Source organism: Streptomyces desertarenae, assembly GCF_042681365.1.
In the GTDB taxonomy this organism is placed as follows: domain Bacteria; phylum Actinomycetota; class Actinomycetes; order Streptomycetales; family Streptomycetaceae; genus Streptomyces; species Streptomyces desertarenae.
The window spans coordinates 193961-207486 of record NZ_JBHUFU010000001.1; the positions used below are offsets into that span (position 1 = coordinate 193961).

Annotated in this window: 11 protein-coding genes; 5 read left to right on the plus strand and 6 right to left on the minus strand. The window is 77.2% G+C overall.

Going from position 1 to position 13526, the window contains the following annotated elements; all coding sequences use genetic code 11:
- Positions 1-22 precede the first annotated feature (22 nt).
- The 4 genes from ACFSJS_RS00790 to ACFSJS_RS00805 all read right to left on the minus strand — a co-directional run bounded on the left by ACFSJS_RS00790 (position 23) and on the right by ACFSJS_RS00805 (position 3994).
- Positions 23-379, minus strand: coding sequence for a DUF742 domain-containing protein (locus tag ACFSJS_RS00790; RefSeq protein ID WP_380895535.1), 357 nt, complete (start codon positions 377-379; stop codon positions 23-25).
- A complete protein-coding gene (locus tag ACFSJS_RS00795) occupies positions 376-822 on the minus strand; it encodes a roadblock/LC7 domain-containing protein (protein ID WP_380895537.1) in 447 nt (148 codons plus the stop codon). The genes ACFSJS_RS00790 and ACFSJS_RS00795 overlap by 4 nt, the downstream gene beginning before the upstream one ends.
- Complete coding sequence (locus ACFSJS_RS00800; RefSeq protein WP_380895539.1) at positions 822-2462, minus strand: ATP-binding protein; 1641 nt, start codon at positions 2460-2462, stop codon at positions 822-824. The genes ACFSJS_RS00795 and ACFSJS_RS00800 overlap by 1 nt, the downstream gene beginning before the upstream one ends.
- Before the next feature lie 83 nt (positions 2463-2545).
- Positions 2546-3994 carry a cytochrome P450 family protein gene (locus ACFSJS_RS00805; RefSeq protein WP_380895541.1) on the minus strand — a complete coding sequence of 483 codons (1449 nt, stop codon included), beginning with the start codon at positions 3992-3994 and terminating at the stop codon, positions 2546-2548.
- A 234-nt stretch (positions 3995-4228) separates the two neighbouring features.
- Here ACFSJS_RS00805 and cutA point away from each other — a divergent pair, with 234 nt between their 5' ends.
- Entirely contained in the window at positions 4229-4615 is a 387-nt protein-coding gene (gene cutA / locus ACFSJS_RS00810; protein WP_380895543.1) for a divalent-cation tolerance protein CutA, read from the plus strand.
- Positions 4616-4619: 4 nt separating this feature from the next.
- Here cutA and ACFSJS_RS00815 read toward each other — a convergent pair whose 3' ends face one another.
- Positions 4620-6836: a molybdopterin oxidoreductase family protein gene (locus tag ACFSJS_RS00815; protein ID WP_380895546.1), complete on the minus strand. Its 2217-nt coding sequence runs from the start codon at positions 6834-6836 to the stop codon at positions 4620-4622.
- Between the two features lie 162 nt (positions 6837-6998).
- On the opposite strand from ACFSJS_RS00815, the gene ACFSJS_RS00820 reads away from it, so the two are divergent.
- Together ACFSJS_RS00820 and ACFSJS_RS00825 are read left to right on the plus strand one after the other, a co-directional pair.
- Positions 6999-7820 carry a sirohydrochlorin chelatase gene (locus tag ACFSJS_RS00820; RefSeq protein WP_380895547.1) on the plus strand — a complete coding sequence of 274 codons (822 nt, stop codon included), beginning with the start codon at positions 6999-7001 and terminating at the stop codon, positions 7818-7820.
- A 103-nt stretch (positions 7821-7923) separates the two neighbouring features.
- Complete coding sequence (locus tag ACFSJS_RS00825; protein WP_380896742.1) at positions 7924-9243, plus strand: deoxyguanosinetriphosphate triphosphohydrolase; 1320 nt, start codon at positions 7924-7926, stop codon at positions 9241-9243.
- A 69-nt stretch (positions 9244-9312) separates the two neighbouring features.
- On the opposite strand, the gene ACFSJS_RS00830 is transcribed toward ACFSJS_RS00825, so the two are convergent.
- A complete protein-coding gene (locus ACFSJS_RS00830; protein ID WP_380895550.1) occupies positions 9313-10062 on the minus strand; it encodes a lytic polysaccharide monooxygenase in 750 nt (249 codons plus the stop codon).
- A 577-nt stretch (positions 10063-10639) separates the two neighbouring features.
- Between ACFSJS_RS00830 and ACFSJS_RS00835 the strand changes: the two genes are divergently transcribed.
- Both ACFSJS_RS00835 and nhaA read left to right on the plus strand, forming a co-directional pair.
- Positions 10640-11593, plus strand: coding sequence for a pirin family protein (locus tag ACFSJS_RS00835; RefSeq protein ID WP_380895552.1), 954 nt, complete (start codon positions 10640-10642; stop codon positions 11591-11593).
- A 51-nt stretch (positions 11594-11644) separates the two neighbouring features.
- Positions 11645-13522 (plus strand): Na+/H+ antiporter NhaA, encoded by a 1878-nt coding sequence (gene nhaA, locus ACFSJS_RS00840; protein ID WP_380895555.1) that lies wholly within the window; start codon positions 11645-11647, stop codon positions 13520-13522.
- Positions 13523-13526 lie beyond the last annotated feature (4 nt).

Sequence of the window (13526 nt, forward strand, 5' to 3'; positions counted from 1 at the left end):
CGGGGCGACGCCGGCGGAGGCGTCAGAGGCGGCTCTCGAGCCCATGAAGCACCTTTCTCAGCAGGGAAACATCGGTACGCTCGGCCGGCGGCACCGGCGGCCGGGTCTCGACGAGCCCCCACTCGACGAGGTCGGCCAGCAGCACCTGCACCACGGGTGGCGGCTGCCCCAGGTGGGCGGCGACCTCCGCGAGCGACAGCAGCCCCTGGCAGCACTCCAGGATCCGCAGGTACTCCGGCTGGAGCGTGGCCGGCGGCGTGACGCCGGAGGCCACCACGAGCGTCTCCCAGGGCAGCGACACCGGGGAACCGGAACGGCCCCGCGTGATCACGTAGGGGCGCACCGAGGACGTGGTGCGCCCCTCTCCGGCGCCGCTCACGCGGAGGGGTCCCCCGGGTCACGGGGCTGGGCGCTCAGATGCGCGCCGATCTTGGCGACCAGCAGCTGCATCTGCTGGGCTATCAGCCCCACGTCCGCGTCGGCGTCGGTGGCGACCCCCAGGTGGGCGCCCTCGCCGGCGGAGGTGAACAGCGCGAAGCCGTACTCGGACTCCAGCATCAGCTGGCGGACCCCGGCCTGTTCGCCGAAGAGCAGCGACACCGTGGAGCGCCCGGTCATGGTCAGCGCCGCGCAGGCGGCGGAGAGCGACTCGGCCTCGTCCACGGTCAGGCGCGGCACAGGACCCGACAGCCCTTCGGCGGAGGCGTGCCCCAGGCGGAGTCCGTCCACGGACACCACGACGGCGTGGCGCACTCCCGGGATCTCCGTCAGGGGACGCAGCATCCAGCCCACGTCGGGCAGTCTGGTGATGGCTCCGGCCACTACCGGCCTTCCTCTCGTTCGTCGGTCTGCGGGGCGTTCTCCAGCTCGGCCCGCCCGCGCCGGGTTCCGGACACGATGTCGGCCACCGAGGCGCCCGCTGCCTCCGGCGACCAGGGCCTGGTGGGAAGCGGGGCCGGACGTCCGGCCGCCCCCGCCGCCTCCCCCGTGCGCGCGTGGTACTGGCGCTCCCAGGGCTGGGGCCGGTCCGCCCCCGGCGCGCCGGGCGAGCGGCGCCGGCTGCGCCGCCGGGGCAGGCCGGCGGGCGTCCGGGGGGTCTCCTCGTCCGCCTCCGCGCCGGTGCCGGCGCCCTCCCCCGTGCCGGCCCCCGTCCCGCCGTCCGCGGCGGCCCCGGCGCCCGCACCGCCGGACGGCGGCGGTGCGGCCGGCGGCCGCGGGGCGGCGGGAGCGGCGGGCGCCTGCCCGGCGGGCGGGACCTCCGGGGCCGCCGGGACCTCCGGCGGCCGCACGCGCGCCGGCGCCGGGGCGGGGGCCGACGCCGGCTCCGCCCCGGTCGGCTCGGTCATCAGCCGGTGCGGCACGAACAGCACCGCCCGGGTGCCGCCGTACGCCGAGGCGGTCGTCAGCTCCACCCCGAAGCCCAGCTCCTGCGACCAGCGGCCCACGCAGGCCAGGCCCAGCCGGGGCACGGCGCCCAGCTCCGCCAGGTCCAGGCCGTGCCGGAGCCGGCCCAGGGCCTGCTCCAGCACGTCCGGGGGCATGCCCAGACCCGCGTCGTCGATCTCGACGACCGCGCCCGCGGCCACCTCCCGGACGGAGACGACGACCTGGGTGCGCGAGGGCGAGAACACCGTGGCGTTCTCCAGGAGTTCGGCGGTGGCGTGCATCAGGCCCTCCACCGCGGGCGGCACGACGTACAGGTTCTGGCCGCCGTGCACCTCCACCCGCCCGAACTCCACGATCCGCGACTGGGCGCCGCGCACGCAGTCGAACAGCGACACCGGGCGGGACTCGCGCCGGGCCGGCCAGATCCCGCACATCACCAGCAGCGTCTGGGCCTTGCGGGTCATCTGGGCCGCCGCGTGGTCGGCCTTCATCACCTCGGCCATCAGCACCGGGTTGTCGATGAGCCGCTCCACGTGGTCCAGGACCTGCTGCTGGACCGTCGCCATGGCGTGCATGTTCCGCGCGACGGACTCGAAGGCGGCCTGCACCGAGTCCCGCAGGGCCCGCTCCCGCCGCACCGCCTCGTCCGAGCCCAGCGCCTCCGCCACGGACGCCAGCGCCCGGGCGAAGTCCTCACCGGTCTGCTCGGGCGGCAGGACCGGTCCGGGGACGCCGTCGAGCCCGCGCCCCTCGCGGACCCGCTCGGCGATGGCCGGCGCCCGCACGGACGCCAGGTGCGCCACCTCGGCGCCCCGGGCGGCGGCCACGGCCTGCTCGCGGGAGGCGTGCTCCCGGGCGCCGGCGAGCTGCCGGCGCAGCAGGAGGATCCCGGCCAGGGACAGGGCCAGTGCCGCCGCGGCGGCGCCCGCGGCGGCGGCGAGCCACCACGTGCCCGACGACGGCAGGTCCGTCCGGAGGAGGAGTCCCGCGGCCGCCGCGGCCACCGCGCCGCACACGGCGGCCACCACCGCGGCCGGCCACCAGAACTTCCGTCCCCCCGCTTGCCGGTTCACCACTGGTGACAACGACCTCTCAGACGAAACGATCAGAATCGGTCCAGCACCGCACTCGACCGGGCGGCCCCGGGGCCGGGGAGATCCTACTCGTCAACTGGCTTGAAAAAAGGGGAAGATCCTTGAGTCTCGGTTCCGGACGATGATGCGCTGCGCGGTATGGCCGGATGGTTGCGCGGTTGTGAACTATCGGCCGAGAAACCGGTGCGGCTCCCCGTCGCCGTCCTCCCGGCCCCCGGAGCGGGACGGGCGGCGGTGCGCCGGGCGGCGTGCGGTGCGGTGAACCGGACGGGCAGTGCCGCCAGGCCCCTGGTCCAGGGCGAGGACGCCCACACCAGCCGGTCCTCGGGCACGGCGAGGCGCATGTCCGGAAGCCGCTCCCGCAGCACCGTCACGGCCGTCCGTGTGATCAGCCGGGCCTGCTCGCGGGCCGGGCAGGCGTGCGGGCCCGCACCGAACGCCATGTGCGCGCGGTTGCCGGTGACGGGGCGTCCGCCGCCGGGCAGGACCTCGGGGTCGGTGTTGGCGGCGGCCAGGCCCAGGACGAGCATGTCGCCGGCGCGGACGTCCTGGCCGCCGAAACGCAGGTCGCGGACGGCGTAGCGGGCGGGGAAGTTCTGGGTGGGCGGGAAGCGCCACAGCACCGCCTCCAGGGCGTCGTCCACGGTCGTCCGGCCGTCCTCCACGGAGGAGCGCAGCTCGGCGTCGGTGAGCAGGACGCGCAGCGTGGTGGCGATCCAGTTCCGCGTCGTCTGGGTGCCCGCCACCACCGTCACCGCCAGGTTGTGCAGCACCTCCTCGTCGCTCAGCCCGGCCGGGTGGGCCAGCAGCCGCGAGGTGACGTCGTCGCCCGGCCGCCGCCGCTTCTCCTGGATGAGCGCCAGCAGGACCCGCCCCATGCGGCGGCTGGCGTCGGCCGAGTCGGCGGTGGCGGCGGCCGTGCCCGCGACGGCGTCCGCCAGTTTCCCGCCCGCCCGGTCGTCCCCGCCCAGCAGCCGGGCCAGGACGCGGGAGGACAGCTTGTGCGCGTAGTGCGGCACGAGGTCGGCCTCGCGCCGGGCGGCGAAGGAGTCCACCAGCCGGCCGGCCACCTCCCGCACCGTGCGCCCCAGCCGCCCGCCGTCGTCCCCGCGGGGCGCGCCCCCCTCCAGCGCGTCGGCGACGGCCGCCCGCATCCGCCGGTGCTGCCGGCCGTCGGCGAACATCAGCGCCGGGCGCCAGCCCACGAACGGCAGCAGCGGGGAGTCCGGCGGCAGACGGCCCTCGTGGAGGAGGTTCCAGCGGCGCGGGTCGTGGCTGAAGTCCTGCTCCTCGCGCGCCACCCGCAGCAGCTCCCGGTAGCCCAGCACCAGCCAGGCGTGGACGCCGGGGGCCAGGGCGACGGGCGCGACGGGGCCGTGCTCGGCGCGCAGCCGCTCGTACAGCGCCGGCAGCGCGTCCCCGTCCAGGCCCGGCCCGTACAGCGGGGCGGGACGCGGGCGGCGGCCGGGGCGGCCCGGGGGACCGTGCTGGGGACGACGGGGGGCGATGGTCATGTCGGCTCCGTGGGAGGGGAGGGGAGCGGCCCGGGTGCGGCCCGTACCCTCCGGAGGCAACGCCCACCCCGCGGGGACGGTCAACCGACGTTGCAGAAAAGAGTCGTGAAATACCTCCCAGGAGTGAGCGGGGCCGCCCGGCTAGGGTGGATCCGCCGGGAGGCGGCGGCCGCGGCGGCGCGGCGGCCGCGGGCGGCGTGCAGGACGAGGACGGTGCGGAGGAGGAGCGGCGGCATGGCGGACGCGGCGGGGACGGAGCGGACCGGGACGGCCGACGGGGCGGCGGCCGGGTTCCTGACCGTGCTGACCACCACCGACAGCCGGGAGAAGGCCGAGGCGCTGGCCCGCGGCGCGGTCGGGGCCCGCCTGGCGGCGTGCGCCCAGGTCGGCGGCCCGGTGACGTCGGTGTACCGCTGGGAGGGGGAGGTGCGGGCCGAGCCCGAGTGGCAGGTGCTGCTGAAGACGACCGCCGCGCGCTACGACGCCCTGGAGGCGCACCTGCGCGCGGCGCACGACTACGACACCCCGGAGATCATCGCCACCCCCGTCGTCCGCGGCGGCGCCGACTACCTGTCCTGGGTGGCCCGGGAGACGGCCGGCGGCCCGGACGGCGGGGCCTGAGGGATCACCGCCCCGCACCGCCGGGCCCGTCCCCGGCGGCCTCCACCCGGACGGCGCAGACCTTGAACTCCGGCATCCGCGAGGCGGGGTCCAGAGCCGGGTTGGTCAGGGTGTTGGCGCGCCCGGCGCCCGGCCAGTGGAACGGCATGAACACCGTGTCCGGGCGGATGTCCGGGGTGATCCGGGCCGGCGCCACCGCGCGCCCGCGCCGCGAGACCACCGCGACGGGCTCGCCCTCGGCCACCCCCACCCGCTCGGCCAGCCGCGGGTGGAGCTGGACGAACGGCCCGGGTGCGGCGCCGTTGAGCTCCGCCACGCGGCGGGTCTGGGCGCCCGACTGGTAGTGGGCCAGCACCCGGCCCGTGGTCAGCAGCACCGGGTAGTCGGCGTCCGGCTCCTCCGCCGGGGGCCGGTGGGCGACGGGCACGAAGCGGGCCCGGCCGTCGTCGGTGGCGAAACGGTCCAGGAACAGGCGCGGGGTGCCGGGGTGCGGGGCGGGGGAGGGGCCGCCCGCGGGGCCGGCGACCCCGTTCTGCGCCGGCTCCTGCGGACACGGCCAGAAGACGCCGTCCTCCTCGGCGATGCGCCGGTAGGTGATCCCCGAGTAGTCCGCCGGGCCTCCGGCCGAGGCCCGCCGCAGTTCCTCGAAGACCTCCTCCGGGTCGGCGGGGAAGCCCTTCTCCCAGCCCAGCCGGGCGGCGAGCGCACCGAGCACCTCCAGGTCGGTGCGGACCCCGGGCGGGGGGTCCGCGGCCCGGCGGCGCAGCAGCACCCGGCCCTCCAGGTTGGTCATCGTGCCCGTCTCCTCCGCCCACTGCGCCACCGGCAGCACCACGTCGGCCAGCTCGGCCGTCTCCGACAGCACCACGTCGCACACGGCCAGGAAGTCCAGCGAGGCGATCCGCTCCTCCACGTGGGCGGCGCGCGGCGCGGAGACCACCGGGTTGGAGCCCGTCAGCAGCAGGGCGCGCACGTCGGTGCCGAGCGCGTCCAGCAGCTCGTACGCGCTGCGTCCCGGTTTCGGGAGCATCCCGGGGTCCACGCCCCACACCCGCGCGACGTGCTCGCGCGCGGCCGGGTCGTCCAGCCTGCGGTAGCCGGGGAGCTGGTCGGCCTTCTGGCCGTGCTCGCGCCCGCCCTGGCCGTTGCCCTGGCCGGTCAGGCACCCGTAGCCGGACAGCGGACGGCCGGCCCGGCCGGTGGCCAGGCACAGGTTGATCCAGGCGCCGACGGTGTCGGTGCCCTTGGAGTGCTGCTCGGGGCCGCGCGCGGTGAGCACCATCGACGACTCCGCGTCGCAGAACATCGCCACCGCCTCGCGCAGGTGCGGCACCGGCACCCCGGTGATCCGCTCCACCAGCTCCGGCCAGTGCGCCATCGCCGCCGCCCGCGCCTCGGGCCAGCCGCTGGTGCGCTCGGCCACGAACCCGGCGTCCACCCGGCCCTCGGCGACCACCAGGTGCAGCATCCCCAGGGCCAGCGCCAGGTCGGTGCCCGGCCGCGGGGCCAGGTGGAGGTCGGCCTGCTCGGCGGTGCGGGTGCGCCGGGGGTCGACGACGATCAGCCTCCCCCCGTTCTCGCGCAGCTCGGTGATGTAGCGCAGGGCCGGCGGCATCGTCTCGGCGAGGTTGGAGCCCACCAGGACCAGGCAGCCGGTGCGCGCCACGTCCGCCAGCGGGAACGGCATGCCCCGGTCCAGGCCGAACGCCCGGAGGTGGGCGGCGGCGGCCGAGGCCATGCAGAACCGGCCGTTGTAGTCGATCTGGGAGGTGCCCAGCACCAGGCGGGCGAACTTGCCCAGCGCGTACGCCTTCTCGTTCGTCAGCCCGCCGCCGCCGAACACCCCCACGGCGTCCGGGCCGTGGGCGGCCCGCACCCCCGCCAGCTCCCCGGCGACGCGGTCCAGCGCCTCCTCCCAGCCGGCCGGCTCCAGCGGCCCGCCCCGGCGGCGGCGGACCAGCGGCCCGGTCAGGCGCACCCGGGAGGAGAGCAGGGCGGGGGCGGTACGGCCCTTGCCGCACAGGGCGCCGCGGTTGACGTCGAACGCGGCGCGCTCCACCACCTCCAGGCCCGGCGCCGGGTCCGCGCCGGTGCCCGCGGAGGCGGGGACGGGCCGCAGCCCCATCCCGCACTGCAGGGCGCAGTACGGGCAATGGGTGTCCACGGCGGCGGAGGGGCCGCCGGGGGCCGTTCCGGCGGAGGGGGCAGTCGTCGCGCTCATGCGGCCCAGCGTGCGTCGCGCGTGTTACGCCGCACGCCCTCGCGGGTTACGGCGCGGGGACGCCGGCCTCAGCCCGCGCGGGAGCGCGCGGTGAGTCCCCGTGCAACACGGCGACACACCGGCGCAACGGCGCGGCAACGGGCGGTACCCACACTCGGCCCCATGGCACCTCCCTCCCCGCGTCCCGTCCGCCGCCCCGCCGAAGGCCGCCCCGGACACCGCCCGGAACCGGCCCTGGTGGCCGTCGCCCACGGCTCCCGCCACCCCGGGGCACTGCCCGCCGTCACCGCGCTGCTGGAGCTGGTGCGGTCGCTGCGCCCCGGACTGCGGGTGGTGCCGGCCCACATCGAGCTGGACGAACCCCTGCTGGCGGACGCCCTGGCGGCGCTTCCGGCCGGTGACGCGGTCCTCGTCCCGCTGCTGTTCGGCCGCGGCCACCACGTCAAGCACGACCTGCCGCGGGCCGCCGCCGGCGCCGCGCACCTGTCGGTGCGGACCGCCGCCCCCCTGGGTCCGCACCCGCTGCTCGCCGACGCCCTCGCCGGCCGGCTGGCCGAGACCGGCTGGACGGGGGCGGGGCGGCCGGACGGCGGTGTGGTGCTGGCCGCCGCGGGCTCGCGCGACCCGGAGTCGGCCCAGGACGCCTCCCGCACCGCCGAGCTGCTCTCCGCCCGCCTCGGCGGCGTGCCGGTCGTCCCCGCCTACGCCTCCGCCGCCGCACCGACCGTCCCGGAGGCGGTGGCCGCCCTGCGGGCCGCCGGACGCGGGCGCACCGCCCTGGCCTCGTGCTTCACCGCCCCCGGTCTCTTCGCGGCCCGGTGCGCGCGGGCGGTGCCCGGCCTGCCGGCCGCCCGCCCGCTGGGCGCCCACCCGTCCCTGGCCCGCCTCGTCCTGCACCGCTACGACGAGGCCCGCGCACGGCGGGACGCCCCGGCGGACCGCCCCGCCCGCCGGGGCGGCCGCCGCCTGGCCCGCGCCTCCTGACACCGGGCCCGCGCCTTCCGGTCCGGGGCCCGGGCGTCCGGCGGCTGTCACCCGGTGCGGATACCGTCGGTGTGTGGACGGCGGATGGGGCGATGTGTACGGCATGGACGGCAGCAACGAGACCCTGTGCGACGCCGCGCCCTACGACGAGGCGGCACTCGAACGGTGGGTCCCCGAACCCGACAAACGCCCCGGCCGGACGGCTTTCCAGCGCGACCGGGCCCGCGTACTGCACTCCGCGTCCCTGCGGCGCCTGGCGGGCAAGACGCAGGTCGTCACGCCCGGGACCACCGCGCAGGCGTGGGACGCCACGCCGCGCACCCGGCTGACGCACTCGCTGGAGTGCGCCCAGGTCGGCCGCGAGCTGGGCGCGGCCCTGGGCTGCGACCCGGACCTGGTGGAGGCCGCCTGCCTGGCCCACGACCTGGGCCACCCGCCCTTCGGCCACAACGGCGAGCGGGCGCTGGACGACATCGCGGCCCCCTGCGGCGGTTTCGAGGGCAACGCCCAGTCGCTGCGGCTGCTCTCCCGGCTGGAGCCGAAACGGTTCGCCGAGGAGGGCGGGAGCGGCGGGGACGGCGGTTCCCGGCCGGTCAGCGTCGGCCTCAACCTCACCCGTGCCGCGCTGGACGCCGCCACCAAGTACCCCTGGCCGCGCGGCGGCCGGCCGGGCGACCCCGCCTCGCGGAAGTTCGGGGTCTACGAGGACGACCTGCCGGTCTTCGCGTGGTTCCGGCACGGTGCCCCCGGTCACCGGCGGTGCTTCGAGGCGCAGGTCATGGACTGGTCCGACGACGTCGCCTACTCCGTCCACGACGTCGAGGACGGCCTCCACGCCGGGCACCTCGACCCCAACCTGCTGCTGGCCGAGCCCGAGCGCCGGGAGGTCTTCGCCGTCGCCGCCCGCCGCTACGCACCGCCCGGCACCGGGGAGGAGGAGCTCGCCGAGGCCCTGGACCGGCTGCTGGAGCAGGAGTGGTGGCCGCACGGCTACGACGGGACGGCCGTCGCCCAGGCCCGCCTGAAGGACGCCACCAGCCAGCTCATCGGCCGCTTCTGCCTGGCGGCCGAGGCCGCCACCCGGGCGGCGTACGGCTCGGGCCGGCTCACCCGGTACGCCGCCGACCTGGTGGTGCCGCGCGAGACGCGGCTGGAGTGCGACGTCCTCAAGGCCGTCGCCGACCGGTACGTGATGCAGCGCCCCGACCAGGAGCGCCTGCGCGGCGAGCAGCAGGCGGTGCTCACCGAACTGGCCGGGGCGCTGACCGCCCGTGCCCCGGAGGGTCTGGACCCCCAGTTCCGCGCGCTGTTCGCGGACGCCGCCGACGACGCGGCGCGGCTGCGGGTGGTCGTCGACCAGATCGCCTCCCTCACCGACGCCTCGGCCCGCCGCCTCCACGCCCGCCTCACCGGCGCGGGGTGACCGCCGGCGCGGGACGGCCGCCGGGCTTCCCGGCCCGGCACGGGCGCCTCCGTGCCGGGCCGGGGGCGCTCAGCAGGCGCCCAGGTCGCGCCAGACCCCGGATCCGGTGACGCCCGGCTCCTCACCGCGCGTCCACCAGGCGGCCCGCCAGGCGTGGCCGCGGTGGGTGGCGGACTGGCCGCCGGTGTAGACGGTGGAGGCGTTCCAGGCGGCCGCGGAGCACTCGGCCGGCCGGGTCGGGGGCTCCTGCGGCGTCTCGCCGCCGCCCCCGCCGCCGCTGCCGACCTGCACGTCGACGCAGTTGTAGAAGGCGTTGACGGTGTCGGCGACGTTCCACACCGCGAGGATCTTGTGCTTGCCGGAGGGCAGGCCGGACAGGGTGTGCGAGATGTTCGACGGGGGCTGGGTGTTGCCCTGGTCGAACTGCTTGAACAGCACGCCGTCGACGTAGTAGTCCCAGGTGCTGGTGCGGTGGGCGGCCGTCAGCCGCCACTGGAAGGTGACGGTGCCGGACACCTGGGTGACCGGCCAGTTCCTGCTCTCGTCGTCCAGGACGGTCCAGCCGCTGCCGCCGCTGCACAGGCGCGAGCCCTTGGGGGCCTCGACGCTCTGCGGCTCGTACTGCAGGCCGCCGCAGCCGGTGACCCGCCCGGTGGCGCAGTGGTCCTGGCGGCTGGGCGGGGAAGTGATCCAGCCGTGGGCACCGGCCGGACTTGCTGAGGTCATGACAATCGTGAGGGGCAGTGCCAGTGCGAAGGTGAAGAGGGAGGCCAGCAGCTTCCCGAGGGTGTTCCGTCTCGCCTGCCTGGTCCGGCTCATGTGGGGACTCCTTGCTCCGCCGGTGCGCCCGGGGGCCGGGCCGGCCGGGCGCGTGGGGTGGGTGGGGAGGGCGCCGCGGCGGGCCGTTCGGGAGCCGCGGCACACTGCTGACGACGGTAGGGCGGCGCCGGGAAACCGTTAAGACTGTTTTCGGTTCGGCTCCCGGTCCGCCGGACGGCGGTGCGGCGCACGGCCGGAGTCGGGCGGGCCGCGCCGGGGCGCGGTATCCGTGCAGGTGGGAGGGGGTCAGGGTGCCCCGGAGGGCGCCTGGGGCCTGGGGCGGGGTGATCCCTATGAGGCGGAATGCGGAAGATGTACCGATGTCTGAAATTGGTACAGACCAATAGGTCCGATCGTTCCGTTCCGCACGGACCGCCGGGCGGGGGCACGGCGTGCCGCGGGCCGCGCGCGGGCCGCGCCACCCGGCCGGGTGCGGCCGCCCGTTACGGAGCGCGGATCCGGGTACCACCTCCCCTGACCGCCGCCCGCCCCGGCCCCGACGGAGGAGAACGATGACCGACCCCTGCCCGGACCCCACCGCCCCGCCCCCGCAGGCGCACCGGAGCGGAGCGCGGCGGTGAGCGGCCCCGTCGGCACGGTCGACGCCCCCGCCTCCCGGGCCGACACCGGCCACCCCACGGCGCCGTGCGTGGAGGTGAGCGACAGCCGCGAGGCGCGGGTGGGACGGATCCGCGTGCGCCGCGCGCTGCCCCGCCGCGGACGGCGCACGGTCGGCGCCTGGTGCTTCGCCGACCACATGGGGCCCGCCGACGTCACCGAGGACAGCGGCCTGGACATCGGCCCGCACCCGCACATCGGCCTGCAGACCCTCACCTGGGTCACCGACGGGCAGGTGCTGCACCGCGACAGCCTCGGCTCCGAGCAGGTGATCAGGCCCGGCCGGCTCAACCTGATGACCGCCGGAAGCGGCGTCTCGCACGCCGAGGAGGCCACCGGGCACTACCGGGGCACCCTGGAGGGCATCCAGCTGTGGATCGCGATGCCGGAGGCCACCCGGCACGGGCCCGCCGCCTTCGAGCACCACGCCGACCTGCCCCGGACCGACCTGGACGGCGGCGCGGGCGCGGCGACCGTCCTGGTCGGCGACTTCACCGGAACCACCGGCCCGGCCCGCCACGACACCCCGCTGGTCGGCGTCGACCTCGACCTGCGCGCCTCTGCCACCGTGCCCCTGCGGCCCGACTTCGAGCACGCCGTCGTGGTCCTGAAAGGGGCGGTCGCCGTCCACGGAAAGCCGCTGCCCCCGGGCAGGCTCGGCTACCTCGGCCAGGGGCGCGGCGAACTCCGCCTGGAGGTGCGCGAACCCACCCGCGCCCTCCTGCTCGGCGGCGAGCCGTTCCCCGAGCCGATCCTGATGTGGTGGAACTTCGTCGGCCGCACCCGCGCCGAGATCGACGCCGCCCACGCCGCCTGGACGGCGCAGGACGACCGGTTCGGCCGGGTGCGCTCCTCCCTGCCGCGGATCCCCGTCGGCCCCCCGCACTGGCAGCGGGCCGAGGGGGAGCGGTGAGCGCCACCGCCCGCGGCGCCCCCCGCCCGGACCCCCGGGCGGCGCACTGACATGGCGGCGCGGCGGCGCGGAGCCTTCCAGACCCGGGCCGGCCGGACCGCCCTCCTGGCCCAGCTCTCCCGCCCCGTGCGGTCCTTCCTGGCCACGGAGGCAGGCAGCGCGGGCCTCCTGCTGGGCGCCGTGGCGGCGGCCCTGCTGTGGGCCAACTCCCCGTGGTCCGGCTCGTACGAGGCCCTCTGGGCGACGGAGGCGTCGCTCTCCCTCGGGGACCTCGCCCTGTCGATGGACCTGGCGCACTGGGTGAGCGACGGGCTGATGGCCCTGTTCTTCTTCGTCGTCGGCCTGGAGGTCAGGCACGAGCTGTCGGTCGGCGAGCTCACCGACCGGCGCCGCCTCGCCGTCCCCGCCGCGGCCGCGCTCGGCGGCATGGCCGTCCCCGTGCTGCTCTACCTGGCGGTCGCACCCGCGGGGGAGGCGTGGCGGGGGTGGGGCGTCGTCATCGGCACCGACACGGCGTTCATGCTGGGCGCGCTCGCCGTGGTGGGGCCCCGCTTCGCCACGCAACTGCGCGTCTTCCTGCTGACCCTCACCGTCATCGACGACATCGTGGCCGTGAGCGTGATCGGCCTGGTGTACTCGGGGAGGACCGACCTGCCGGCGCTGCTGGCGGTCCTCGCCCTGTGCGGGGTGCCGGCGCTGCTGAGCCGCCTGGGCATCTGGCGCGCCACGCCGTACGTGGCCGCCGTCGCGGCCCTGTGGCTGGCCACCGTCCTGGCGGGCCTGCACGCCTCCATCGCGGGCATGCTCGGCGGCCTCCTGATCGCCTCCCGCGCGCCCGGCCGCGAGGAGGTCGAGCGGGCGGCCCTGCACCTGCGCGCCTTCCAGCAGGCCCCGCTGGTGGACGTGGGCATGCTGGCGCGCGCCGGGCTGGACCGCGCCGTCTCGGTCAACGAGCGGCTGCAGGCGGTCCTCCACCCCTGGACCGGTTACGTCGTCGTCCCGCTGTTCGCGCTGGCCAACGCCGGCGTCGACCTGCGGGGTGGCGTCCTGGCCGACGCCCTGTCCTCCCCGGTCACCTGGGCCGTGGCGGCCGGCCTGGTGGCGGGGAAGCCGCTGGGGGTGGGGCTGTGCGCCCTCGCGGGCGTCCGGCTGGGGCTGGGCAGGCTGCCCCGCGGCGTGGGCGCCGGGCACGTGTTCGGCGGCGCCGCCCTGTCCGGGATCGGGTTCACGGTCTCCCTGCTGATCGCCGGGCTCGCCTTCGACGGCGAGGAGCTGCGGGACCGGGCCACCGTCGGGGTGCTGCTGGCGGCGGTGCTCGCGACCGGCCTGGGATGGCTGCTGTTCCGGGCCGCCGCCCTGCGCGGCGAGACGGACGCGGACCTGCCGCGCGTCCTGGCGCGCCCGGTGGATCCGGCCCGGGACCACATCAGGGGCCTGGCCGACGCGCCCCTGACCCTGGTGGAGTACGGCGACTTCGAGTGCCCCTTCTGCGCCCGCGCCACGGGCGTGGCGCAGGAGCTGCGGGAGCACTTCGGCGACCGCCTGCGGTACGTCTTCCGGCACCTGCCGCTCCCCGACGTCCACCCGCACGCCGAACTCGCCGCCCGGGCGGCGGTCGCCGCCGACGCCCAGGGGCGCTTCTGGGAGATGCACGACCTGCTCTTCGAGCACCACGACCGGCTGGAGTTCGAGGACCTGGTGAGCTACGCCGTCGACGTCGGCCTCGACGTCGAGCGCTTCCTGCGCCACCTGGACGACGAGCGCACGGCGGCCCGGGTGCGGGCCGACGTCGCCGGCGCCGAGGCCGGCGGCGCGCGCGGCACGCCGACCTTCTTCGTCGGCACGCGGCGGCACACCGGGCCGTACGACGCGCGGACCCTCGCCCGCGAGCTGGAGGAGCACGGCGGCGCCGCACCGCCCGGGACGTGACCCG